Genomic DNA, 23,776 nt, shown 5'->3' on the forward strand with positions numbered 1-23,776 from the left:
TCCAAAGAACAACGTGACGCCGATGATCGAAAGCAAGAGAAGCAAGACGCTGCACAGCGCAATGCGATCGAAGGAAAGTTCGGCGAAGGCAAACGCAAGTTGGGTTTGGGCCGAATTTGCTCCCGCGGTGCTCATACAAGTTTAACTGTCATCGCTATCCAGTTTCTGGTTATGAACCTGGAACGGCGACTGCGGGTTCTTTTTTTCTCTTTTTTCAGATTCATTGCGTTCCGTCCGATTTTTTGCATGAAAACCGCAAAGAAAATCACGGTCTAGGCTCATGCGTTGGGAGCAGCTTAAATTGATCTTGTTCAGCAAGCCCTATTTAACCTTCTTTCTGGATCATCAGCCAACCTGAACGGTTGGACGAATGATCATTTCGTTGATGGCCACATCGGATGGTTGCTCAATCGCAAAAGAGATGGCGCGAGCAATGCGGTCGGCATCAATGGCAACTTTGTAGAAATCCTCCATTCCCTCCTTCATCTCCGGATCGGAAATCGTTTCAAGCAACTCGCTGCTGACAGCACCTGGAGAAACATTCGTCACCCGAATGCTTGTCCCGCTCATCGCTTCCTCTTGTCGCAGTCCTTCCGAGATGGCTTTTACCGCATGTTTGGTACCGCAATAGACCGTTCCACCCGGGTAAATGTTATGACCGGCCACCGACGAAAGGTTGATGATATGACCGGATTTACGCTCTCTCATGGACGGAGTTACAGCCGCAATCGCGTATAAAACTCCTTTGATATTTACATCGATCATCCGATCCCATTCATCCACCTTGTTCTTGGAAAGAAAAGCTTGCGGCATGATGCCGGCATTATTGACGAGAACGTCGATTTTGCCAAATTCTCTGAGGGTAAAAGCAGCAAGCTCTTGCATTTGCTCATAAGAAGTCACATCGACAACTTGATAACGAGCTTGTCCGCCAGCCGCTTGAATTTCATCTTGTAATTTCTTCAATCGGTCTTCACGACGAGCGGCCAACACCAGCTTCGCACCTTTGGACGCCAGTTCTTTGGCGGTCGCTTCTCCAATCCCGGAAGAAGCCCCCGTAATAATGACCACTTGATCTTGAATATTCGACATCGTACATTAGCCCCTTTCGATTAATTTTCCGGAATCACTTCATTCATACAAGCTAAGGCGTTCAACGTTCTCGGGAAGCCCATGTAGGGCAGACAATGGGTGATGGCGGCGATCAAGGTTTCCTTGCCATTGCCCACATTTCTGTTCCCCTGCACATGGGCCTTCACTTGGCCTTCCGCACCGCCGAGCGCGCTTATGATGCACAGTGTCAGCAATTCCCGTGTTTTTATATCAAGTCCGCCGCGCGTATAGAAGTCACCAAAACAGAAAGATGAAAGATAGTCCTGGATGTGTTTTTGATTTGCCGGAGCACTTTCGCGCATCTTTTCAATAACATCGCCGAAAATCTCTGTCTGCACGGCGAGTCCCTTGTCAAAACGGGTTTCTTCTGTGACCTGCTTTTGGCTGTCGAGCGGTAATGCAATATTTCTCGCTTTGAAAACCTTATTGACCTCGGCCACGGCATTTAGCGTTCTGGGGAATCCAAGGTATGGCGCACACTGGTAAATCGCCTCTTTGATTTCCATCGGCGTGAGACCAACGTTCAGCGCGGCGTTAGCATGTGCCTTGAGCTGAGGCAATGTTTGGTTAGTAGCAAGCACCACCAAGGTGATCAGCTCGCGCTGCTTATCGTCCAGTTTTCCTTGGTCAAAAACTTCCCCAAAAATGAAGCGGCTCAGGATATCCTGAAAATCAGGATCGGTAGCATATGCGGCTGGCACGCCATCCCCGAAGAGCATTTTGTACTTTTCCTTGCTCTTCTCAATTCGATCCATAACGAAACCTCCTGCTTGATTTTCGGCTGAATGAGATCGCCGCAAGAATGACGGCAATGGCGACTGACACGGCTGCGATCCAACCGACCGCCCGTATGGACAAACCTCCTGCTGCAATGCCACCAATTCCGCCGGCTGCAGCGATACTAAGCTGTAAGATGGAACCATACAGACTCAGCATGATTCCGGAAGCTTCAGGTGCGAGCGCGACCAAGCTAAACTGCAATCCCGGACCGGACGACCATGCCGAGAAAGCCCACAGCATAAGAAGCGGTATGGTGACGACAGTCGATTTGGCGAAACCGGACAGCAGTACCAGGGCTAACACATGAACGATCATTCCCCCGATAAGTGACCTTGGGATACCGATCCGGTCGGTCATGAATCCGCCGAACTTGGAACCGATTAAGGTAGCGACACCGAAGGCAAAAAGCGCCATGCTCACTTCCCGTTCGCTCATGGATGTAACATTTAGCAAGAAGGGGGCAATATAGGCATAGAGCATGGCATATCCTAACTGCCAGAAGAACGTCACACCAAAACCAGTAAGGATGTTCGGATTCTTCAAAAGAGCCAGTTGCTTGCCGAGCGGAACAGGCGCATCACCTTCTGTGGGCGGAATCGTTCGCGCCACAACGAAGATCGCAAGTAAACTAAGAATGCCGATACCGACGAAGATGACCTTCCAGCCGTAGGCTGCGGCCACAACGCGGCCAATGGGAACCCCGGCAATAAGGGAGGCGCTGAACCCAATGATCACGGTGCCGATCGCCCCGGCTTGCTTGCCTGGCGCCGCCAGTTTCGCCGCGACGGTCTTCGCGGCGATGACAAATACGCCGCCACCTATGGCAAGGACAATCCGAGAGACAATGAGAAATCCGAAGCCCGGTAACGTAACGGTCAATACGCTGCCGAGCACAACTATCGCGAGAGCAAGCATTAACAAATGGCGCTGATCCATCTTCGTTGTCGCCATCACGAAAATCGGCGAACCGATCACGCCTGCGATCGCAAATACAGTGATCAGTTGTCCTGCAGCGGATATCGAAATATTTGCCCAGGCTGCGATCTGGTCCAGAATACCGGCGATGACATACTCCGATGTACTGACATAGAAACTCATGAATGCCAGCAGATATATTTTCCAAGTACTGTTCATTTATTCTCCCCTGCCAACGAACCTCGTTGAAGAAGCGAATGAATCGCGCAGAGCTATTTCAAAAATGACCAACGATTCGGTGCGGGACATACGGTTCTTCCAAAAACGCAATTTCTTTAGGCGTTAATTGAATGGAAAGGGCAGCATTCGCATCCTCGAGATGGGAAATTTTCGTAGCGCCGACGATCGGGGCGGTGACCGACTCTTTGTGCAGAAGCCACGCAAGAGCAATGTGAACGCGGCGAACGCCATATTGATCCGCCAGACTCGCAACCCGGTTTACAACCAGTTGATCCGCGTCTGCTGTTGCATCATATTTCTGTTTGGCAATTTCATCGGTTTCGGCACGAGGTGTTGTTGCCTCCCGCGCCAATCTTCCGCCTGCGAGCGGGCTATAAGGAATGACCCCAATTTTTTCTTCCTTGCAAAGCGGCAGCATCTCTCGCTCCTCTTCGCGGTAAATGAGGTTTAAATGATTCTGCATCGATACAAATCGGGTCCACCCATTTTTCTCCGCTACGTGCAATGCCTTCTGGAACTGCCATGCCCACATGGCAGAAGCGCCAATGTATCGTGCTTTCCCGGCCTTGACTACGTCGTGAAGGGCCTCCATCGTCTCTTCGATGGGCGTGTTGTAATCCCAACGATGAATTTGATACAAATCGACGTAGTCGGTTCTCAATCGCTTAAGGCTCTTGTCGATTTCGCTCATGATCGCTTTACGGGAGAGTCCGGCGCAGTTGGGTCCCGGTCGCATTCGCCCGTGAACTTTGGTTGCAATAACGACTTCATCCCGGCTGGCATAATCCTTCAGTACCTTTCCAACGATTTCCTCGCTTGTTCCCTCAGCATAGACGTTCGCTGTATCAAAAAAATTGATTCCAAGCTCCAGAGCCTTTTTTATGATGGGACGAGCACGTTCCTCATCAAGCACCCATCGATGATGCCCTTTCTCTGCGTCGCCGAAGCCCATACATCCAAGACAAATCCGAGATACATCCAACCCGGTATTCCCGAGTTTCGTATAATCCATCTGTTGGTCCTCCCTTTCTGTTCCTTAAATCATGGTCGAATTCGGCGACAGTGATTCGCCCCGCCTTCTGCCGTATCGCTGCCTGGTACCAACGTGAGTTCTGCCCGTGGTAGGCGCGTACAAAGAGTGAGTCGCCGACCACAACGGACCAAATCCAAGTTGGGGTGCCATAGGTTACTCCATCTTCACGGAACGGCGAGATGTGTAGGTCATCAGTTTGAGCAATCTTGTGAAGTTCTTCTTTCGACCATGTGTCCATGAATTGCATCCTCCTTTTTATAAGTGTGTGTCAAGCTCTGGCATCCTATTTCCAGCAACTCCAAACAAAATGGACATTGATTGTTTAATCAACTCACGTTTATAATTCTAAGCGGAAAGGAAATGCTTGCAATAATCAATTCCTCGCGATGTGTGGAATACTCAACAAACCATACAAAATTGCCTATTATTTAAGAAGGGTGACTTTAAAATGACCAAAGTGGATCGAAGGGTACTCAAATCTCAAGAAGCAATCAAGAAAGCCATTCTTGAACTGATGGCTGAAAAAAACTTCGATGACATTACAATTCGCGATATATCCGACAGGGCAAATGTGAATCGAGGAACAATCTACCTCCATTACGCAGATAAATATGACTTGCTTGATAAGATTATCGAAGAACATATCAACAATCTCCGTGAACTTTGCCATTCCGCTTCTGAAATGACTTTTAAAGATGGAAATTATGTCTGGTTCGAATACTTTGCGGACAATCATTTGTTCTTTTCAACCATGCTAAACACGAAAAGTGCAGCTTATTTTCGGAGTCGATTCCTTGATTTAGTCGTCCAAGAGTATAAGGTTGAGGTAGATGTAACCGAAGGAAAAAATCAAGGCTTAAGGGAAGATGTGATTCTTCAATTTTTTGGGGCGGCGGTCGTGGGGACGGTGGAATGGTGGTTCAGGAATGGAATGCCTGTACCACCTCGTGTTATTGCAGAACAAACAGGGATATTGTTGGATAGGAATTTTTAACGCGAAAGAGAGTCCTAACAACAAGTGATTGCTTTCTTCCGACATTGTCTAAATTTATTTCAATTTGAACAAAAATCCTCATCCATTAATTCGTGATGGGGATTTTGTTTGCCTCAATTAAATGTATCTTTCTGACACCATGTTAAAACAAAAATAAAAAACCCTTCCGAAGAAGAGTTTTGTTATAAAGGGTGGTGCGGTCGAGAGGACTCGAACCTCCACGGGGGGTTAGCCCACTGGAACCTGAATCCAGCGCGTCTGCCAATTCCGCCACGACCGCACATTTCGCTTACGCCTGTATTTTCGGCGTCAACGAGATATAATTTATCACGAAACGGCATAAGGAGTCAAGCATTAATTTAAAAAAAGATTTCCTTGAGATGGCCTTGCCGGTAATAGGCTCCATTACGCGCCAGAACTGAAAAATCGGTTCAAGGCACACTATCGCCATAACGGCCGGTATAATCGCAGCCCCTCAAGAGAAAAGTATGAAGTGCCGCGCCGTTTTCCGAGCGCGAAGGATCGCGCCAAAGAAAAATACCCGGAAGGCTCGGCCGCCCTCCGGGTATTTCTCTTGTTGCTACCAGCCGACCCTTAAAATCAATCCCTTCGGATCGCCGACTTCGAAATACGCCGCCTGCCCGTTCACGTCGTCGTATGCGAACCCGTAGGCGAGTCTGTCGATGCTGTGGTCGTGCCAAAATTTCGCGTAATAGTTGGCCGGGGCGGCGTTATAATAATTGGCGACGTTGTTCCAGTCGGAGCTCGTGTAGACGTGCCGGTTGATCGCCGCGCAGACGGCCGGGTCGGTGACGCTGTTGTCGCACCGCAGGATGTCTTGCGTATTGTAGCCGGAATAACCGGCGAAATAGTTGGCGTTCGCGCCTCCTGCGGCGAACGATCCGTGGATCGGCGCGACGATGCGGTAAGGCGCCTGCACGGTGCCGAGCGACTTGAATGCCGTCGGCACTTCGTTCTGATAAGCCGCGAACAGGCCGGCGCGCGTCTCGGATTCGAGTTCTCCTACCGTCCGATCGTAATTGCCGGCGCGGTTGACGAGCCGGTGCTGAATCGGGAAGCCGAAGGCGTCGACGCGAGTGGTGTTCCCGTGGTACCCGGAATCGTTGACCGTAAATTCGACGAAATCGAAATAAACGTTCAGATTCGGATCGGTCGGATTGTTAATGTCCGGTCCGGCGAAGCCGTTGTCGTAAGTCTTGATGTAGCAGGGCGTCCCGACGCAGAGGAAAAGGCGGCCCGAGGTAATCTTCGGCAAGTTGACCCAGCTTGCGTCGCTGATTTTGTGGTAGATGTTCGCGTAATTTTGTCCGTTCTTCGTCAAATGGCCGGCCGCATCGTTGAGTGCGGTCGAGATCGGGATCAGGTTCCCGCTCAGATCGAGATAGCTCCAGGCGCCGCTCGCCGGATTGATGCCGAGCACGCCCCAGTAAATCTGGCTGTCGCTATAGGCGCCGTTCGTGCCGTTCATCACCTTGAGCGACAACGCGCCGCTGCCGGTCGGAGTCGGGATCGACGAAGCCGGAATCGAGCCGATTCCCGAACCCGAGCCGTCGCCGCCTCCTCCGCTGCCGCCGCTCCCGACGGTATAGGTGAAGGTAGATGTATCGTAAGCGGGGGTACCGTTATTATAGGTAAAAAAATAGGACAACACATTGCCCGACGCCACCCCCGCCACCGTCTGTTCGTAGCGCGCGAGCCCCGAATTGTAGCTCATGCGGAGATTTTGCTGGTTGCCGCCGTTCAACTGATAGTGTACGTCGACCCAAGTCGTGTTAACCGAAGAATTGAACCAGATCGTCGCCGTGGAGCCTGAGACGGACACGCCTTGCGTGTAATCGGCCGCGGAGACGCTTGAAGAGGTAATCGGAAAGCTGATTGCCAGAAGCAGGGTTAACACCAGCCATAACGTTTTTCTTCTCATCATTGCACCATCCTTCTCTTTGTAATCGTTTACAACGCGACTTTCGTTGTCTCAAGCAGGACATTGCCGCGGAAAATAATCGGCTTGGATATCCTCATTCTCCGTTCTCCGCTTCATTTTTTGACCTACGTGGGACATTTTCACCAAAACTATAGCTCCGCACCCTATTTTTGTCAACGACTACTTCTGTCGATTCTTGTCGTTCGAACCGGCCGGAGCGCATGACGACCGCTCGACGAGCGTTGCCATGAAAACTTCCCTTCCCGCTTCCTCTTCTCCCCGCTTTTCCAGTCTCGCAATCAATCGGTCCGCCACCTGCACCGCCATTTCCACCCTCGGCACCTTCATCGTCGTAAGCGGAGGATGCGTATACTGGGAGATTAGCAGATCGTCGAAGCCGACGACGGATACCGCTTCGGGAACGGGAATCCGGTTCCGGGCCAACGCCTTGAGCGCGCCGTAAGCCATCAGGTCATTGCTGCAGAACAAAGCTTCCGGCAGCCGGCCCATGCCAAGCCAATGCTCCACCGCACGTTCGCCGTCCTCCTCCGTGAACCGGCCGTAGTAGACGGCATCCGCCCCGAGCGGCAAGCCGTGCTTGCGCAGCGCATCCGCGAAGCCGCGATACCGCTCTCTGGCCGTATCGTTGTCCATATCGCCGGTGACGATGGCAAGGCGCTTATGGCCCAGCCCTATCAAATAACGGGCGGCCTCCCCGGCGCTTCGGTAATTGTCCAGGTGCGGAACGGGCACGTCCGCGGGCGGATTGCGGAAGTAGCCTTCGTCGAACACCCCGACTTCATAGCCGGCCTCCCGCATCCGGGCGACGACCTCCCGCAAGTCCGACCAGCTGACGATAATACCGCCGTCGATGCTCTTTTGCCGGTACATGCTGAACAACGGCTCGGGGTCGGCAATATCCAGCAACGTCACCAGCGTATTGTAGCCGTGCGTCGCGCATCGGCTAATGAGGGTGCCGATCACCGCTCCGAAAAAAAGATCGTCCGTATGCAGCGTATATTTGGAGGCGTCCTGCACGATAAACAAGCCGATCGTATGCGATTTGCGGGCCGACAGCCTGCGGGCGGCCGCATTCGGCTCGTAGCGGTGCTCCTCCATGATGCGCAGCACCTTCTCGCGCGTCTCGGGCTTGACTTGGCTGGAGTTGTTCAGCACGCGTTGGACCGTCTTCCTGGAGACGCCGGCCAGTCTGGCGATATCGAAGCTATCCATGGCATACATCCCGTCCGAATTTTACGAATATATCAAGTCTAGCCGAACCCTCCGGGACGGTCAAGGCTCGCGGAAGCGGCGAATGCGGCTCTCTTCCGGCCGACTTGGGCGCCGATTCGGGTTCCGGCTGAGCAGCCGGGATAAGCCCGGCAAAGTAGCCGGAAGCAAGCGGAGAGGGGCATCAGATGCACAAAGGCCGATGGGGGCGGGCACCGGAGCGTTCATAACGGATGTCTCGCATGAACTCATGCCGTTCGCGAGACGAAGCGAAAAAAAGCCCCGGCGAACAACCGCCGAAGCGCAAAGATAAAGACAAAGACAAAAGCACAATCAAAGGCACAATCAAATTCAAATTCAAATTCAAACTCAAAGCCGCCAGCCGTCAGCCCTTCACGCCGCCGAGGGTCATGCCTTTGACGAAGTATTTCTGCAGGAACGGATAGACGAGAATCATCGGCAGGCTGGCCACAATCGTCATCGTCGCCCGGATCGACGTCGGCGTCACATAGTTGGCGTTGTCGTTGCCGCTGTTCGCGAACGCGGAAGCGGACGTCATCGACGAATTGGAGTTCGAGTTGGCCAGCATCCGCATCAGCTCGTACTGAAGCGTACTCAAGTCGGGCACTTGCGAGTTGTAGAGGAAGACGTCGAACCACGAGTTCCACTGGTAGACGCCCGTGAACAAGGCGACGGTGGCGAGCGCGGGCATGGACAGCGGAAGCACGATCCGCATAAACGTCCGGAACTCCCCCGCCCCGTCGATCCGCGCGGATTCGAGGATGCCTTCCGGCAAGCCTTCGATGAACGAGCGGATGACGATCATGTTGAAGACGCCGATAATTCCCGGCACGATGTACACCCAGAAGCTTCCGATCAGGTGAAGATCGCGGATGAGCAAATAGTTCGGGATGAGACCTCCGTTCAGGTACATCGTCAGGACGAACATGACCGTCACGAACTTGCGCAGGACGAATTCGGGACGGCTGATCGTATAGGCGACCATGGCCGATGCCAGCACGGTGACGACCGTACCGATGACCGTGCGAAGCACCGAAATCAAGGTGGCGTGGAAGATCGTCGCTTCCTTGAAGACGTACTTGTAGTTGCCCCAACTGAAATCCCTCGGCCACAAATAAATGCCGCCGCGAATGGAATCGTTCGCATCGTTAAGCGAGACAGCCAGCGTATTGACGAACGGATACAGCGTAACGACGGTCAAGCCGAGCAGAAGCAGCACGTTGATCGTATCGAACAGGCGGTCGCCGGGCGAACGGAACCGTTTGTACACTTTTTTGACGGGCGCTTGCATAGGCCACTCTTCTCCTTTCGATTAGAACAATCTCTCCTCGCCCATCCGTTTGGCGATCGAATTCGCGGAGAACAACAGGACGAAGCTGATGACCGTCTTGAAAATGCCGGCCGCGGTCGCGAGCGAGAAGTTGCCCATCGAAATCCCGTATTTGAGCACGAAAATCTCCAGGTTCTCCGAATAGTCGGCGTTCATGCCGTTGCCCATCAAATATTGCGGTTCGAATCCCGTCTCCAGAATGTTCCCGAGGTTCATGATCAGCAGGATGATGACGACCGGCTTCAGTCCGGGGAGCGTCACCCGCAAAATGCGCTGGAACCGGCTCGCCCCGTCGATCTCCGCCGCTTCGTATTGCGACGGATCGATCATCGTCATGGCCGCCAAATAGACGATCGTATTCCAACCGACATCCTTCCATACTTCGGAGATGCCGAGAATTCCCCAAAAGTAATGACCGACGCCGAGCCACATGATGGGCTTGTCGATCAGATGAAGCCACATCAGCACTTTGTTGACGATGCCATCATTGTCGATGGACAGCGCGGTCGAGATGATGTTCGCCGCGACGACCCAAGATATAAAGTGCGGCAAATAACTGATCGTCTGCACGGTCCGCTTGAACACGATCATGCGCAGCTCGTTGAGCAGAATCGCGAGCGTAATGGCCGTAACGAAGCCGAGCACCAGCTTGATGACCGCCATCGCCAGCGTATTGCGCATCACGCGGATGAACGATTCGTCCGCGAACAGAAACTTGAATTGCGACAAGCCGACCCATTCCTGCTCGAATAGGCCCAGATTGGGCCGATAGTGCTGGAAAGCGATCGTCCAGCCCCATAACGGCAAATATTTGAATACGAAAATCCAGATCACGAAAGGCACCGACATGAAGACGAGCGTTCTCTGCTTCAGCAGCAGTTTAAAAAAACGTCTGACGCCCGACGGCCGCGGCAAAGCTTCCGGGCTTTGCGCAGCAACGGATATGGAATTGCGCACGGCTTCTCTCCTCCCCTAAAGCACGGTTCCCGAACCGACCGCTTCGATGGCCGGAAGGCCGGACCTTCGCGAACGAGGCCCGACCCACCGATTTTTGCGGTCTAGTTGCTGCTGCCCGTCACTTTTGCAATTTTGTTCTTGATGAGCTGGGTCAACGTATTTTCGAACCCTTTGACGTCGAGCTTCCCGAATTCCTTCAGGTATTCGTTCCACAGGCTCTCGAACTGGTCCGGCTTCGAGAGGACGAGCTTGGGGAAGTATTTGAGCTTGACGTCCTTCGATTTCTGCTGGAAAATTTGCGCCGGCGAGCCTTGCTCGATCGAGATGCTCCAGGCCGGATACCACGGACGGTCCTCCGGTTTGGCGAACAGCTCGGAGAACGTCTTAACGCCGTACTTGTCAAGAATCAGCTTGTCGCCTTCGGTGAAGGAAGCCTGCGCCACTTCCGGCTGACGGCCCGCGTTGAACGAGTTGCCGTCGCTCAGCGTGGAGCCTTGGCCGTACATCGGCCAGCTGTAGTTGAAGTAGGAGAAGCCGATGCTTTGCTGCGTCGCGTTGTCCTTCAGCTTGTCGATTTGCTCCTGGGTCCGGTAGAAGCGGCCCTTGTCGTCCACTTCGTACGTCTCGCCCTTGAAGCCCCATTGAATCATGACCTGGTTCTCTTCCTTCAGCATGTTGTCGAAAAATTTCATGATTCGGACAGGGTCTTTCGCGCTCGTCGTGATGCCGACGCCGCGGTTGTCGATGAACGAAGGCGGATCGAGATATTGGTCGGTGACGCTGTCGTCGAAGACGATCGGAAGCGGCATGTAATCGAGATCGTCGTTGCCGGTCTTCTTGATGTTCTGAAGGGCCTGGTCCACTTCCCACCCGTAGTCGAAGAAGCCGAGCACGTTGCCGGACGAAATCTTCGCCAAATACTGGTCGTAGTTGTTCACGAAGGAAGATTGGTCATAGAGGCCTTCGCTGTTGATTTCGTTCAGCTTCTTGAGCCACCGCTTCGTATAATCGTCGTCCGCGTATACGTTGGCCTCATGGGTTTGCATGTCGACGATGACGTCGCCGTCGTTCGGGTAGCCGGCGAGGTGCATCGGCGGGTTGAAGATGCCCATCGTGCGCCAGTCGTAGGTAAGGGACGTAAAGCCCGTCAAATTGTCGCCCTTGTGGGCGTCGTAGTATTTCTTGATCAGATCGAAGTATTCGTCGAGCGTTTTGATTTTCGGATAGCCGAATTCCTTCAGCACGCGCCGCTGGATGAAGAAGGCGCCCTGGTCGATGGTCGGGTTGGAGATATACTCGCCGACGACCGGGCTGAACGGCAGGAAGTAGATGTTGCCGTCCGCCGCTTTCATCTGGTTGAAGTAGGGTTCGTAGACTCTCTTGACATTGGGGCCGTATTGGTCGATCAGGTCGTTAAGCGGAATAAACCCTTTGGCGTCCAGCACTTTGTCGATCGCCGTATCCGGCGCGAGAACGTCCGGGTAATCGCCGCTGGCGATCATGGTGCCGATCTTCGTGTTGACGTCGCCGACGGGAAATTGCAGCTTGAAGTTAACGCCGGTTTGCTCCTCCAGCTTCTTGCCGATCTCCGTCTTGTTGGAATCGATGTCCGGAATCTGCGCGTTCGCGTTGAAGTAAGTGAACGTGACGGGCGTCAAATCCTCCTTCGCCGTCTCTCCGGACGCCGAAGCGGACGGGCTCGAGCCGCTCGGAGAAGCCGCCGGGCTCGCACTGTTGCCGGCGCTTTTGCCGCCGCTGCTGCAGCCGGCCAAGGCGGCCGTCATGGCGAGGGCCAATCCAAGCATTGTGAACTTCTTTGCCACCATGCTGATAATTTCCCCTTTCGCTTTTTTGAAAGTATTTTCTGTAAGCATTTACATTTTAGCCGAGCGGGGAAAGACCGGTAACCCGACAAACTTTAGGCTCTACTTAAAAAAGCATAGAATCTAGCCTTCGATTTCCTCGAGATGGCGCGGAAGACGGATCCGGACGACGGTGCCCTCACCCGCTTCGCTCGACAGCTGAAAGTCGAACCGTTCCCGGTAAAGCAGCTTGAGCCGGAAATAAGCGTTGCGGATGCCGACGTGGTCGCCCATCGTCTCTTCCTGGTCCAGCAAACGGCGAATCGCTTCCAGACGTTCTTCGGAGATGCCCGCGCCGTTGTCCTTGACCGTCGCGACCAGCTCCGTACCGGCGATCCGGATGTCCAATTCGATCCGCCCGCCCTCCTTGAGCGGCTCGATGCCGTGGATGCTCGCGTTCTCGACGAAGGGTAAAATCGACATTTTCGGAATTTTCGCTTCGTAAGCCTCGTCGTCGACCGAAACCGCGTAGTCCAGCTTGTCGCCGAACCGGTATTTCTGAATTTCCAGGAAGCATTGAATGAGCTCCAGCTCTTCCCGGACGGACACCCAATCCCGTTCCCAGGACAGCGACTTGCGGAAAATTTTGGCCATGCTGTGAATGATTCTGGCGGTCTCCGACTCCCGCTTCATAAGGCTGCGCATTCGGATCGTCTCCAGCGCGTTGAACAGGAAATGGGGATTGATTTGGCTCTGCAGCGCATGAAGCTGCGCCTGATTGCGCTTGATCTCCAGGTCCTTTCGTTGGATGTCCGCCAAGTAGACGTCGTCGATCAAGTTTTTGATCTGCAGCGTCATCCGGTTGAATTCGTTGGTCAGTTGGCCGATCTCGTCGCGGTATTGCACCTGGTCGATCGTCTCGAAATGGTGGTTGCGGACTTTCTTCATATGCTTCAGAATGCGCACGATCCGAACGTTGAGGGAGCCGGTGAACCAGATGATGATGAGCGTAGGAACGACGATGTTCGGAATCGCCAGGTAAAGGACGAAATTGCGGGAACGATGCACGTCGCGCAGCACCTGATTTTCCGGAAAAACGCCGACGATGCGCCAATCCCGCAGATAGTTGACGTTATTGAAATGTTGCTCCATGACGATCGCGTCGGACGGCGTTGCGATGTCTCCGAGCCGGATGGGCCGGTTCTGCCAATCGAGATCCGGATCGGTGCTGTAGTCGATCTCGCCGCTGCCGTTCACCAAATACAGCTTGCCTTCCAGCGTCGTCTTGCGGAACAGCGACCCGACCGTATCCTCGCTGATATCGATTTTGAGCACCTTCTGGCGCTTGTTCTGATCTTTGAAATAATTCAGCTTGCGAACGACGGTGTACGTAATTTCGCGTCCCTTGTACGTCTGGATCGCGTTGCGGATGACGATGGGGGACGAACTGTTCGCATACAAGGCTTTGTACCACTTCTCCCGGCGCACGCCTTCCGTAATCGGCAGAACGCCGCCGCCGCCCACGATCGTCCGGTTGTCGGTGTAAATGGTAATCCCTTGAATCGCTTTGTAAATCGGAGAATAACGGTACAACGTCGGACTTACGTCCGTATAGTACGAGTCGACGTAGCTCGAAGGGGTGTCGTAGTCTTTCTCAATGGCGTCGTTGAGCACATTGTCCGTATACAGCACCGACGATATGCCGACGGCGACGTCGATCTGCGCCAGAAAGTCGTTGCGGATCTGCTCCATCCCGATGGAGATGTCGTGCATTTTCTGCTGCTTGACGTTATGGGTCGTCACCTGATAGAACACGAGATTCGTCAGCACGATCGGAAGAAAGACGGACAGCATAAAGACGATCATCATTTTGCCGCGCAGCCGGACGTGGTTTAAGCTGAGATTCATAGAAGCCCCCGCGATCGATTATTTGGCCATCAGTTCGTTGCGATAGGCCGTCGGCGTCTTGCCTTCCACCTTCTCGAATTTGATCACGAAGTAATCGGCGTTGTCGAAGCCGACGGAACGGGCGATTTCGTACACGCGCTTCTCGGTTTGACGAAGCAGCCGCTTGGCGTTATGGATGCGAATTTGCAGCAGGAAGTCGTTGAAGTAGACGCCGTACGTCTTCTTGAACAGCTGGCCGAGATAGACGGGATTCATATAGAAGCGGGCGGCGATGCTTTTCAGGCTCAGGTCTTCGTTATAGTGCTTTTCGATGTAGCTTTTGATTTTGGCGATGTCGCCCATCGCGTTGTTTTTGCGCAGGCGCGCGATCGTCTCCGAGCTCTCTTCAAGGAAAGCCCGAAACCGTTCCTTCAAGCCGTCCAGCGTAATCGGATGGTCGCGCCACTGCAGGATCGGTTCCAGCGAGCGGAGCTCGTTCTCGTCTCCCTGCATCGCGCGGATGGAGCCGATGACGCCGAACGCGAACCGGGCGACGGCGTTCTGAACCGCCTCCGGCGCGTACCGCTTGCGCTGGATCTGCTCGAAGATCCAATCCGCCGTGGCGAACATCGCGTCCCGTTCGCCTTCTTCCACTTGCTCCAGCAGCTTGGCGTATTCTCCGGGCTCGAACTCCGCATATTGCAGCTCGCATCCCTTCACGTCTCCATACGACAGAACGCTCCGGTCGGCGAAAGCGTACTTGTACTCCATCGCGGCGCAAGCGGTCGAGTAGGCCCGTTGGATCTCTCCCAGGTCCCGGACGCCCTCTCCCGCGTACACCATAATGGGCAGCCCGAACCGCTGCCTTAGGCGGCGAACGAAGAGATCGGCGGCCTCCGCAATGACGTTCGTCCGCACGGAAGAGCCGAAATTCAGCAAGAATCCGTAGACGCCGGGCTTCTGCTCCCGGATATGAACCGGATTCCGGACGAGTCCCAGCTCTTCGGCCGTGCGTGCCATCGCGGATCGAAGCTCGCTCATCCATTCGGCGGCGGAGTCCTTGTCCATGAACGATTGAATCCCGTTCATCTCCGCGAACGCGTAGTAGTAGGTTCCCTCGCGCTCCAACCCGAGAAGCTTGGCGATCGTGCCGATCTCCTCTTCGGAAGCTTTGCCCAGGAGAAGCCGTTCCAGCGCCTTCTGCGAGTATGCGGGCGATTCGTCCTTCAGCATTTTGTCGCGCTCGATCTGGACGGCCAAATGGGCGAGCGTGTCCGTCAGTTCCGTCTCGTCGACCGGCTTCAGAATGAAGTCCTTGACGCCGAACTTGATCGCCTTCTGCGCGTATTTGAAATCACCGTACCCGCTGATGATAATGAACTTCGTATCCTGGTTGCCGGACTCCCGCACCGTCCGGATCAATTCCAAGCCGTCCAGCACCGGCATCCGGATGTCCGTGATGACGAGCTCCGGCTTCGCATCCTCGATCAGCCGAAGCGCTTCTTCCCCGTTCTCCGCTTCGAAGCCCACCTCGAATCCGAACCGCTCCCATTCGATCAGGTTGCGAAGCCCTTGCCGCGCATACATTTCGTCTTCGACCAACATCACCTTGTTCATGTCGGTTCTCCTCCTCGAGACATTGTCCGCCTGCGCCGCAATGCCGCCCGAACGATTAAAAAACCGCCCAACCGCCGGATCGAATCGACGAGAAGGGCGGACACGAATCATCGGACGGTTCCGTTCGACGGTTTCCAGATTCGATAATTTCCGCTCAAGGCCAGAATCGCGAACAGATAGAGGCAATTGTCGTAGTAGCGCCGCTCGCCGGTGCGAACCGGCGTATCCCACAGCAGTTGCACGCAGGCCATGGCGTTCGGCCCGTCTGCGGCCAAGGAGGCCATCGCGTTCGTCGCCAGCAGCCCGACCGGGTGCAGCGACTTCTCTTCCAGCGGCTCGCCCTCGATCGTGTAGCGGCGGTAGTCGTCAGCCGGCTTATCCGCGAAAAAGGCCTGAATCCGGTTTGCGGCCCCGGGCTGCCATTCGTCCGCGCGGAACCATTCGTAGTCGAGGCCGATATTCGCCGCGACCCGATAGGCATCGCTGAAGAACTTCCCGTATCCGCGCTCGTCGTTCGGCGTTCCGTCGTAATAGGCGTATTCCGGCGCGAGCCCCGTAACCGGGTGGCACGCCGTGCGCAAATAGGCGCGGCTGGCCTCAGCCGCTTCCCGCCAGAAGGCGCGATCCTCCGGGTACGCCCAGAGCGCGAACAGCTCGTAAAAATGAGGAAGATGATAGGACGGATCCGTAAACTCGCAGTTCGGCACGAACTTGATCAGCTTGTTGTCCGGATTCCACATCGGATGGCCGATCCCGTCCTCGCCTTTGTGCAGGCACGTTCGAAGCAGGTCTCGGGCCTGCTTGCCGTAGTCGAACGGCGCAGGGCCGTCCCCCCAGCGGTGCGAGGCGAACAGCAGCGCCATGGCGAAGTATTCTTCTCCGTCCGGCGCCGGTCCCCGGGACCGCTTCGATCCGTCCGGATTGCACGACCAGGCGAAATAGCCTGCGTTCTCGCCTTCCGTCATGTACATGTAGGTGCGCGTCCATTTCCAGATCCGGTCGAACACGTCCCGGCGATCGAGCTGAACGGCCATCATCATGCCGTAGGACATGCCTTCGGTGCGGACGTCGTGATTGCCCGTGTCAAGCAGATAGCCCATATCGTCGCCGGCTTCGTAGTAAATTCGCGTATCTTCGCCGCCGACGAACAGCTTCGTCCACGTCTCCTCGACCCTGGCAGCGATTTCCGCTTCCGACTTTCCGATTTCCCTGAAGACGTTCCGGTAACGATCCGTGTAAAAAGCGCCTTGACGCCGTTCCGTCGACATCGATGAGCTCCTCCCCCGTATTTCCGCTTCGTTCTTTGTAATCGTTTTCACAAAATTAAAAAAAACGTTCTCCTTTCCTGCTTCATTATAGCTTTCGAATCGGGGAGAATGGCTACGACAAATTAAAGATTTTCCTTTGAAAATTAAAGATTTTGCGGGAGACGTTTGTTCCGATCGATCGGCCGGGTCAACGATGCGGATGCGCCAATTCGCTCACCGTAACGAGCTCGTACCCTTCCGCCGCAAGCTCCGTCACGAGCTGCCGAACGGCCTCCACCGTCTGGGAACGATCGCCGAATCCGTCGTGGAACAACAAGACGCATCCCGGCTTTACGGACGCTCTCGATGACTCCACAATATGACGGACGCCCGGCTGCTCCCAATCTCTCGCTGCCCCGTTGACCGCGCCGATCACCGAGTACCCCAGGTTCGCGGCAATGTCCGCCACCCGCCCGTCGCAATCGAAATACGGCGGGCGGAACGACCGCGGCGGCTGCCCGGCAAGAGCCTCGATCGACTTGTGCGTCCGCAGAAGCTCGCTTCTGCACGATTCTTCGTCGAGCCTCGTCAAGTAAGGGTGCGTATACGTGTGGTTTCCGATGGCGGGCGTATAAACCGGATTCGGCCCGTCGTCGAACGTGATCGCAACCGCTTTGCGGTTCGTCGCAAACGCGTGCCGGATCGCAACGCCTGACATCGCAATCCCTCCCCGTCGCATTTGTTGGGCTTTTCCGCTATTGTCGCACGGCCCCGCCGGGGATGTAAAGGGGGATTCATGCCCGCATTTTGGCGCGGGGAATATTCTGTGTTTGGCTCCAATCCGCGATCGAACGCCAACCTGCCCGTTTGGCCTGACGCATGCCGGCCGGCCCCCCCGTGCTCTTGTCAATCCGCGACCTCGACCGTCACGCCCGAGTCCGCGCAAGCTTGCAGCATCGCCTCGTCCGGCCGCTCGTCGGTCACGATTCGCCGCACGCCCGCAAGCGGGGCGAAAGAGACGAGCACTTTGGCTCCGAATTTGGTACGGTCCGCCACGATGGCCGTTTCGGCGCTTTGGCGAATGGCCAGCTGCTTGATTTCCGCTTCATATAAATTGGAGTTGCTGAAGCCGTGCTCCACGCTGACCCCGGTCGCTCCAAGAAAAGCGCGGTCGAACGCCATCGCCGACAGCCCTTGAACCGCGAGGGGGCCGACGAGGGAATGGGTCGTCTCCAGCAGCGTCCCGCCGGTCATGATCGTCGGAATTTGCCTCGCGGTAAGCTCCGCCGCCACATTCAAGGCGTTGGTGACGATCGTCACCTGCATTCCCACGGGCAAATGCCGCGCAATTTGCAGTGTCGTCGTTCCTCCGTCGAGGAAGACCGATTCCCCCGGCCGGATGAGCGAGGCGGCCTTGCGGCCGATTCGTGCCTTCTCTTCGGTGTGCAGCCCGGAACGTTCCTTCAGCGCCACGTCTTGACCGACGAAGATGGCGCCGCCGAACGTCCGCTTGATCGAGCCCGTCTCCTCCAGCTTCTCCAGATCGCGGCGGATCGTCATCTCCGTGACGCCGAACGCCTCGCGGAGGTCGGCGATGCGGACCTCGCCTTCCCGGGAGATGCGCTCCAGCATTTGCCGCTGTCTGTCGTTCAGATTGGATTGGGCTGCGTATTTCATATCGTTGCGGCCTCCCGGCTTCTCGTGTTCGATGCGTCTACTATTATCGCTCGGTTCGCCCGCACGTTCAACCGCTCGCATGCGAACGGCGTACGAGCGATCCGGGCATCAGGCTTCGGGCGGCAAAGGAATGCGCACGATGGACGGGTCGGTGAAAATATCGTGCTCGTCCCGGCTCGTGCCGGAAAATTCCGACACGACGGCCCCCTCAGGCCCTCCCTGGAACCAATGCTTCGTGCCCGGAGGGATCGTAAATTGCTCGCCCGGCCGGAGCTCGATTTCGCGGAAAACGGTGTAGTAAGCCTCGCTGCCCGCGGGAACGGCCGCCCGAATATCGGCCGTCGCCTCTCCTTCCACATACAGATAGACGAGGCCCCAGCGGCAGCGGAACGTCTCCATTTTGCCAGGCTCGCCGCCCACGGGCGGATGCAGGTGCTCGGGACACGTCTGTCCGGGAAAAAGGGCCAGCTCCTTGGCGCAATAACGATCGGTATTGACATACGTGATTAGCTCCAGACCTTCCCGCTCCAGCCGGCCGAGCCCAAAGTCCGCCACTTCGATGCGGCCCCGTTCCTCTTCGGTCAGCACGATGCCGGCCCGGGCGAACAGCTCCGCCGTCCGCTCCTGCGCTTGCTTCCATTCGCTTCGTTTCATCCGATCTTCCCCTCCATCGCATTTCTATGACCGTTCGACCGTTCCCAAATGCCGTACCGCTCGTCGCAAGTCCATCCGGGCAGCGGCAGCAGCGCCTCGCTCCGCTTCCACCCCGCGGCGATCCGCGCCCGAACCTCGTTCCAGCCGCTAACGCCGCTGATCGCATCCGCCCGCTCCACGCAGCAAGCCCCCGTTCCGACCGCCCCAAGCAGCGCCTCCTCGACGCCGAGACGTTGCACAAGCCCCGCGAGGAATCCTGCAATCGTGCAGTCTCCCGCTCCCGTCGTGCCGACGGCCTCGACCTGGAAGCATGGCGCCAGCAGCTCCCGGTCCCGCCATGCCGCCAGCCTGTCTTCCTCCGGCGCGCACGGCCCCATCCGCCGAAGACGCTCGGCGCTGGCCGCTGTTCGAACATAGAAGCCGTACTCCCCAAGCTTCAGCCCGGCGATCGCGGCGCCCATGTCCAGCAGCTGTTCGGACAGCTCTCCAAGCAGCGAACCGTCCGCGTAAGCCAGCAGCTCGCCCGTCCCGTGGCGCTCGGACAGCGTGCGGTAATCGTCCGGGCGAAGCATATACAAAATTTCGTCGAAGCTCGGCAAGAAAACGTCCACATGAGGCAGGACGCGGGCCAGAATCGCCCGCCAATCGGCCCGGCCCGCCGGGGACGCGGGATCCGGACGCGCGAGGTCGAGAGAGACGGTGAGCCCTTGCGCTTTGACCTTGCCAAGCAGACGCTCCAGCTCCGCTCCGCCGTCCTCGTACATCGAGCGCATCAGCGGCGGATAACCGAAATGGAACAGCCGCGCCCCTTGCACAGCGTCCGCCGTCACGTCCTCCGCGGCGAACGTGTCGTTCGCTCCGGTGGCGTGCAGGAACAGGCGGTCCACACCGGGCGGGCTGACGACGATCGAATAGGAGCTCGACGCGCCGGGAGCGACGATCATGCCTTCCGCGAGCTTATCCCCGTGTTCGCTTAAAAGCCGGAGAATGAGCCCCCCGAACGGATCGTCCCCCACCTTGCCCATCAGCTTGACCGATAACCCCAGCCGGTGCAGCGCTAGTCCCGTGTTGGAGACGGCGCCTCCCGTGGACAGCGTCGCCGGGCCGACATCGATCAGCCTTCCGGGAACGAGCAATTCGCCGAGCCCCCGGGCCGGCTTGCCGGCGGCGATCGCCGGAATGACGTCCAGGCAAATGTGCCCGGCGACCACGATCTCGGCCGCGTCCTTCTGAACCGCCTTCACCTTAGCTCCCCCAATCTACGGCCGCCGTTCCTCCCGTTCGATGGGATTCGAGCGCCGCGGTAAATATCCGATGGCTCCCCGCCGCTTCCTCGGGCAGCGCACAAACGAACGGCTGGGACATGCCGTCCCTCCCATGCGCAATCTCGTCGCAGAACGCCGCCCACATCTGCAGAATCGAATCGGAGAACCCGAATTCGAAGATCGCTCCCGTAAGGGTGCCGTAAGCGGAACGATAAGGCGCATCCTCGACGTGCCACGCTTGCCGGCCCCCGGGCGAGTATGGGAGGGAGGCGACCTGCTTCGGGTTTTTCGTCGAAAATTCCGCGGAGAACTCGGTTCCCTGGATGCGGATAAACCACGTATTCGCGTGGCCCGGGGCGATCCGCTTCGTGGACAGAATCATCGGGAACCGCCGATCGGCCGCGTTCACGTCGCAAGCGAGAATGGCGTTGTCCCACGTCTCGCACGGCGCCGTTCCGCCCCGGCCGTCCGGCCGCTCTTCGACGATCTTGGACAACAGCGCCCGCACGCTGGCCGGCTTCCAGCCGAACCGAAGCGGCAGATGAAGCACGTGCAGCCCGAGATCGCCCATGCAGCCGTACTCCCCGTTCGTCGCGACGCGGCGCTTCCAATTGATCGGCTTCGTCGGGTCGAGATCGCTGGAATGCCAGAAGCCGGCTTCGACTTCGATAATCCGCCCGAATCGGCCTTCGTTCACCCATTCCACGATCCGCTGTGCGCCCGGGAAAAACGGAAATTCGGAGGAGCAGCGCACGACGACTCCCGGATTCGCCCGGATCGCCGCCGATATCGCTTCGTTCGCGCTTCGGTCGATGCCGAACGGCTTCTCCCCCAGCAGATGCTTGCCTGCGCTCACGATATCGATGTAGATTTGCTCGTGCAGATGGTGCGGCACCGCGCAGTAGACGGCTTCGACGGCAGGATCGGCCAGCAAATCCCGATAATCCGAGTAAACGTTCGCCACGCTCGGAACGTTGTCGGCAAACCATTGCGCCGCCGCCGGATTGGCGTCGCACACCGCCGCGATGCGGGGCTCGAAATCCGCGTCGGTCAGATGGCACCACCGGGCCGCCGCGCTCGCGAACTCCTTGCCCATCAGACCGCAACCGATGACGCCGAAGCCGATAATCCGTTTAGCCATGCGTCCGCCCTCCCCGAACGATCGCCAGCGCCTGCTCGGCGGAAGCGTCTTCATGAACGATCGCCATCAAAGCCGACGTCATGGCGGCCGGATCGGCATGCTGTACGACGTTGCGGCCGTAGACGATGCCCGAAGCGCCCTGCTTCATCAAATTCGCCGTCCGGTTCATCATTTCCTCGTCGCTGGCGCGCCCGCCGCCCCGCACGAGGACGGGAATGCCCGAGGCGACCTCGATGACGCGGTGGTACTCGCTTACGTCGTCCGTCGGATCCGCCTTGATCACATCGGCGCCCAGCTCCACCCCTTGCCGGACGAGCGCCATAATTTTATGCAAATCCCCGTCCGTCATATAACCTCCTTTCACTTCGTTCGGCAGCATGACGAGCGGCTCGACCATGAGGGGCATGCCGTATTTCTCGCACTCGCTCTTCAGCAGCGAGATGTTCCGTACGCATTGGCGGTGCAGATCGGGCTGGCCCGGCAGCAGCAGCAAATTGACGCATACGGCGACGGCGTCCAGCCGAACGGCGTGCTCGATCGCGCGGTCGACCAGCTCGCTGAACAGCACCTTCGGCAGCTCGCTGCCGTACACGTTCGCGGCGTCCGTCCGCAGCACGAGGCCGGGCTTGCGCTTGCCCGGAATGTCTTGCAGCAGGCGGGCTTGCCCCATGCTGAGCTGAATGCAGTCCGGCCCCGCCTGAGCGACCGTCTCAATGGCGCTGCGCATGTTCTCGATGCCGGACAAAAAGGCAAACTCGTTGAAAAAACCGTGATCGATCGCGACGTCGAAGCATTTGCCGTTCTCGCCGAACATCCGGTTCAAACGTGCTTTTGCGGAAGACATGGAAGATGAACCCCTTTCGTTAATAACATAAATATGTTCGTTTATAACATTATCACATAAAAAAAGAACATGGCAATCCATTTTTCCAGCGCCCCGCTCCAGGCGTGATTTTCGGCTATTGCCGGAGAATGCCGAGCCCGCTATACTTACAAATATAGGTCGCGAAGTACGCGCCGCTTCCGGATACAACCGTTCCTCTTCACGGAGAGCGTTGTACGGAGGCGGCTTTTCATTTTCTTAAGGAGGCGGGAGTCCGATGGTGCGTTTCGATGAAAGTTTCGAGGAGTGGATGCAGAGCCGGCTTGAAGCCGAGAATAATCCCCGAAGACGCGAACGGCTTGAAAAGGGGCTTGGACACGGCACGTTGGAATTTCTTCGGACGGTTTGGTTTCCGGCTGTCGGCCATTTCGAGCATTTGTATCCCGAATGGGAGGTGCGCGATTTCTCCAACGGTTATCGCTATCTGGACCTTGCCTACATGCCGGGAGGCGCGAAAGGCGGGATTGAAATTCAAGGCTACGGCCCCCATGCCCGGGATTTGGATGTAAGACGTTTCAAAGACTTATGCCGGCGTCATTGCTTATTGGCGCTCGACGGTTGGGTATTCCTTCCGGTCGCTTACCCTTCCATCACCGACGAACCCGCGCAATGCCGCCAGCTCGTACTCTCGTTTATCGGCAAGTTTGTGGCTTCGGACGTCGACGCCTCCTTATCCTGGCTGGAAGCGGAAACGGTTCGTTTCGCGCGAAGAGGGCTGCGGCCGTTTACGCCGTTGGAGCTTGCCGCGCATCTCAGGGTGAGCGATCGGCACGCCAGGCGCATCTTGCATCGGCTCGTCGAGCGGCAAATGTTGGCCGTGGCCGGCGGCCGGGAGCGCCACCGGACGTACCAAATCCGGGCGTAGTCGTAGAAATGGGGGAGTGGTGCGTGGAGTTCAATAGGGAGGCGGAGCGAGATCCGGTTCGCGAATGGGAGACGACGCAAACGACTTCCCCGCTCGCAACGGACATTCGATCCGTTATTTTACGGAATCGCCTTGATTTGGACGAGCGAACGGACCGTGAATCCGTTATTCGAGGCAAATCGG

The 23,776-nt window shown here is 56.6% G+C and carries 22 protein-coding genes and 1 tRNA gene; 3 read left to right on the forward strand and 20 right to left on the reverse strand.

Translation table 11 applies throughout. The features are described 5' to 3' along the window. Nucleotides 1–276: transposase (locus tag G485_RS25415; protein ID WP_027094130.1), on the forward strand; the 276-nt coding region annotated here is incomplete at its 5' end. A 69-nt stretch (nucleotides 277–345) separates the two neighbouring features. Here the strand turns inward: G485_RS25415 and G485_RS0106615 are convergent. The 5 genes from G485_RS0106615 to G485_RS28825 are packed head-to-tail and all read right to left on the reverse strand — an operon-like array spanning nucleotide 346 to nucleotide 4,328. Beyond that, the gene (locus G485_RS0106615; protein ID WP_027091908.1) at nucleotides 346–1,092 is read right to left on the reverse strand and encodes an SDR family oxidoreductase; all 747 of its coding nucleotides are present in this window, start codon (nucleotides 1,090–1,092) and stop codon (nucleotides 346–348) included. Nucleotides 1,093–1,112: 20 nt separating this feature from the next. Then, on the reverse strand, nucleotides 1,113–1,868 hold the full coding sequence (locus G485_RS0106620; protein WP_027091909.1) for a carboxymuconolactone decarboxylase family protein: 756 nt from the start codon (nucleotides 1,866–1,868) through the stop codon (nucleotides 1,113–1,115). Further along, a complete protein-coding gene (locus G485_RS0106625; protein WP_027091910.1) occupies nucleotides 1,855–3,027 on the reverse strand; it encodes an MFS transporter in 1,173 nt (390 codons plus the stop codon). Before G485_RS0106625 ends, G485_RS0106620 begins: the two co-directional genes overlap by 14 nt. Before the next feature lie 58 nt (nucleotides 3,028–3,085). Then, entirely contained in the window at nucleotides 3,086–4,060 is a 975-nt protein-coding gene (locus G485_RS0106630; protein WP_027091911.1) for an aldo/keto reductase, read from the reverse strand. Further along, nucleotides 3,954–4,328, reverse strand: a complete 375-nt coding sequence (locus G485_RS28825; protein ID WP_338027735.1) for a DUF2255 family protein — start codon at nucleotides 4,326–4,328, stop codon at nucleotides 3,954–3,956. The genes G485_RS0106630 and G485_RS28825 overlap by 107 nt, the downstream gene beginning before the upstream one ends. 201 nt (nucleotides 4,329–4,529) lie before the next feature. On the opposite strand from G485_RS28825, the gene G485_RS0106635 reads away from it, so the two are divergent. After that, nucleotides 4,530–5,075, forward strand: a complete 546-nt coding sequence (locus tag G485_RS0106635; RefSeq protein WP_027091912.1) for a TetR/AcrR family transcriptional regulator — start codon at nucleotides 4,530–4,532, stop codon at nucleotides 5,073–5,075. A 192-nt stretch (nucleotides 5,076–5,267) separates the two neighbouring features. Here the strand turns inward: G485_RS0106635 and G485_RS0106640 are convergent. The 15 genes from G485_RS0106640 to G485_RS0106715 form a co-directional block, all read right to left on the reverse strand. Next, nucleotides 5,268–5,355: transfer RNA gene (locus G485_RS0106640), tRNA-Leu, on the reverse strand. Between the two features lie 300 nt (nucleotides 5,356–5,655). Beyond that, nucleotides 5,656–7,020, reverse strand: coding sequence for a glycoside hydrolase family 64 protein (locus G485_RS0106650; protein ID WP_420805729.1), 1,365 nt, complete (start codon nucleotides 7,018–7,020; stop codon nucleotides 5,656–5,658). A 177-nt stretch (nucleotides 7,021–7,197) separates the two neighbouring features. After that, entirely contained in the window at nucleotides 7,198–8,250 is a 1,053-nt protein-coding gene (locus G485_RS0106655) for a LacI family DNA-binding transcriptional regulator (RefSeq protein WP_027091914.1), read from the reverse strand. A 382-nt stretch (nucleotides 8,251–8,632) separates the two neighbouring features. Further along, entirely contained in the window at nucleotides 8,633–9,559 is a 927-nt protein-coding gene (locus G485_RS0106660) for a carbohydrate ABC transporter permease (RefSeq protein WP_027091915.1), read from the reverse strand. Between the two features lie 21 nt (nucleotides 9,560–9,580). Beyond that, nucleotides 9,581–10,513: an ABC transporter permease gene (locus G485_RS0106665; RefSeq protein ID WP_240489086.1), complete on the reverse strand. Its 933-nt coding sequence runs from the start codon at nucleotides 10,511–10,513 to the stop codon at nucleotides 9,581–9,583. 143 nt (nucleotides 10,514–10,656) lie between these two features. Then, nucleotides 10,657–12,381, reverse strand: a complete 1,725-nt coding sequence (locus G485_RS0106670) for an ABC transporter substrate-binding protein (protein ID WP_027091917.1) — start codon at nucleotides 12,379–12,381, stop codon at nucleotides 10,657–10,659. A 120-nt stretch (nucleotides 12,382–12,501) separates the two neighbouring features. Beyond that, nucleotides 12,502–14,265 (reverse strand): sensor histidine kinase, encoded by a 1,764-nt coding sequence (locus G485_RS0106675; protein WP_027091918.1) that lies wholly within the window; start codon nucleotides 14,263–14,265, stop codon nucleotides 12,502–12,504. An 18-nt stretch (nucleotides 14,266–14,283) separates the two neighbouring features. Continuing rightward, the gene (locus tag G485_RS0106680) at nucleotides 14,284–15,861 is read right to left on the reverse strand and encodes a response regulator transcription factor (protein ID WP_027091919.1); all 1,578 of its coding nucleotides are present in this window, start codon (nucleotides 15,859–15,861) and stop codon (nucleotides 14,284–14,286) included. Between the two features lie 107 nt (nucleotides 15,862–15,968). Then, nucleotides 15,969–17,129 carry a family 8 glycosyl hydrolase gene (locus G485_RS0106685; protein WP_027091920.1) on the reverse strand — a complete coding sequence of 387 codons (1,161 nt, stop codon included), beginning with the start codon at nucleotides 17,127–17,129 and terminating at the stop codon, nucleotides 15,969–15,971. Nucleotides 17,130–17,316: 187 nt separating this feature from the next. Next, nucleotides 17,317–17,826: a polysaccharide deacetylase family protein gene (locus G485_RS0106690; RefSeq protein WP_027091921.1), complete on the reverse strand. Its 510-nt coding sequence runs from the start codon at nucleotides 17,824–17,826 to the stop codon at nucleotides 17,317–17,319. A 188-nt stretch (nucleotides 17,827–18,014) separates the two neighbouring features. Continuing rightward, complete coding sequence (locus G485_RS0106695; RefSeq protein ID WP_027091922.1) at nucleotides 18,015–18,785, reverse strand: DeoR/GlpR family DNA-binding transcription regulator; 771 nt, start codon at nucleotides 18,783–18,785, stop codon at nucleotides 18,015–18,017. A gap of 108 nt (nucleotides 18,786–18,893) precedes the next feature. Continuing rightward, a complete protein-coding gene (locus tag G485_RS0106700) occupies nucleotides 18,894–19,439 on the reverse strand; it encodes a D-lyxose/D-mannose family sugar isomerase (RefSeq protein ID WP_027091923.1) in 546 nt (181 codons plus the stop codon). Beyond that, the gene (locus G485_RS0106705) at nucleotides 19,436–20,683 is read right to left on the reverse strand and encodes a carbohydrate kinase family protein (protein WP_027091924.1); all 1,248 of its coding nucleotides are present in this window, start codon (nucleotides 20,681–20,683) and stop codon (nucleotides 19,436–19,438) included. The genes G485_RS0106700 and G485_RS0106705 overlap by 4 nt, the downstream gene beginning before the upstream one ends. 1 nt (nucleotide 20,684) lies before the next feature. Next, a complete protein-coding gene (locus tag G485_RS0106710) occupies nucleotides 20,685–21,845 on the reverse strand; it encodes a Gfo/Idh/MocA family protein (RefSeq protein ID WP_027091925.1) in 1,161 nt (386 codons plus the stop codon). Beyond that, complete coding sequence (locus G485_RS0106715) at nucleotides 21,838–22,689, reverse strand: class I fructose-bisphosphate aldolase (RefSeq protein WP_035155120.1); 852 nt, start codon at nucleotides 22,687–22,689, stop codon at nucleotides 21,838–21,840. Before G485_RS0106715 ends, G485_RS0106710 begins: the two co-directional genes overlap by 8 nt. A gap of 256 nt (nucleotides 22,690–22,945) precedes the next feature. Between G485_RS0106715 and G485_RS0106720 the strand changes: the two genes are divergently transcribed. Beyond that, the gene (locus G485_RS0106720; protein WP_027091927.1) at nucleotides 22,946–23,593 is read left to right on the forward strand and encodes a hypothetical protein; all 648 of its coding nucleotides are present in this window, start codon (nucleotides 22,946–22,948) and stop codon (nucleotides 23,591–23,593) included. Nucleotides 23,594–23,776 lie beyond the last annotated feature (183 nt).

Source organism: Cohnella thermotolerans DSM 17683 (assembly GCF_000429825.1).
GTDB lineage: Bacteria > Bacillota > Bacilli > Paenibacillales > Paenibacillaceae > Cohnella > Cohnella thermotolerans.

Bases quoted from the DNA above. Each gene is read 5' to 3' on its own strand.
- G485_RS0106620 (WP_027091909.1), bottom strand. From the start codon at position 1,868: ATGGATCGAATTGAGAAGAGCAAGGAAAAGTACAAAATGCTCTTCGGG.
- G485_RS0106670 (WP_027091917.1), bottom strand. From the start codon at position 12,381: ATGGTGGCAAAGAAGTTCACAATGCTTGGATTGGCCCTCGCCATGACG.
- G485_RS0106700 (WP_027091923.1), bottom strand. From the start codon at position 19,439: ATGAAACGAAGCGAATGGAAGCAAGCGCAGGAGCGGACGGCGGAGCTG.
- G485_RS0106660 (WP_027091915.1), bottom strand. From the start codon at position 9,559: ATGCAAGCGCCCGTCAAAAAAGTGTACAAACGGTTCCGTTCGCCCGGC.
- G485_RS0106690 (WP_027091921.1), bottom strand. From the start codon at position 17,826: ATGTCAGGCGTTGCGATCCGGCACGCGTTTGCGACGAACCGCAAAGCG.
- G485_RS0106635 (WP_027091912.1), top strand. From the start codon at position 4,530: ATGACCAAAGTGGATCGAAGGGTACTCAAATCTCAAGAAGCAATCAAG.
- G485_RS0106630 (WP_027091911.1), bottom strand. From the start codon at position 4,060: ATGGATTATACGAAACTCGGGAATACCGGGTTGGATGTATCTCGGATT.
- G485_RS0106675 (WP_027091918.1), bottom strand. From the start codon at position 14,265: ATGAATCTCAGCTTAAACCACGTCCGGCTGCGCGGCAAAATGATGATC.
- G485_RS0106710 (WP_027091925.1), bottom strand. From the start codon at position 21,845: ATGGCTAAACGGATTATCGGCTTCGGCGTCATCGGTTGCGGTCTGATG.
- G485_RS0106625 (WP_027091910.1), bottom strand. From the start codon at position 3,027: ATGAACAGTACTTGGAAAATATATCTGCTGGCATTCATGAGTTTCTAT.
- G485_RS28825 (WP_338027735.1), bottom strand. From the start codon at position 4,328: ATGCAATTCATGGACACATGGTCGAAAGAAGAACTTCACAAGATTGCT.
- G485_RS0106720 (WP_027091927.1), top strand. From the start codon at position 22,946: ATGGTGCGTTTCGATGAAAGTTTCGAGGAGTGGATGCAGAGCCGGCTT.
- G485_RS0106650 (WP_420805729.1), bottom strand. From the start codon at position 7,020: ATGATGAGAAGAAAAACGTTATGGCTGGTGTTAACCCTGCTTCTGGCA.
- G485_RS0106615 (WP_027091908.1), bottom strand. From the start codon at position 1,092: ATGTCGAATATTCAAGATCAAGTGGTCATTATTACGGGGGCTTCTTCC.
- G485_RS0106685 (WP_027091920.1), bottom strand. From the start codon at position 17,129: ATGTCGACGGAACGGCGTCAAGGCGCTTTTTACACGGATCGTTACCGG.
- G485_RS0106695 (WP_027091922.1), bottom strand. From the start codon at position 18,785: ATGAAATACGCAGCCCAATCCAATCTGAACGACAGACAGCGGCAAATG.
- G485_RS0106655 (WP_027091914.1), bottom strand. From the start codon at position 8,250: ATGGATAGCTTCGATATCGCCAGACTGGCCGGCGTCTCCAGGAAGACG.
- G485_RS0106680 (WP_027091919.1), bottom strand. From the start codon at position 15,861: ATGAACAAGGTGATGTTGGTCGAAGACGAAATGTATGCGCGGCAAGGG.
- G485_RS0106715 (WP_035155120.1), bottom strand. From the start codon at position 22,689: ATGTCTTCCGCAAAAGCACGTTTGAACCGGATGTTCGGCGAGAACGGC.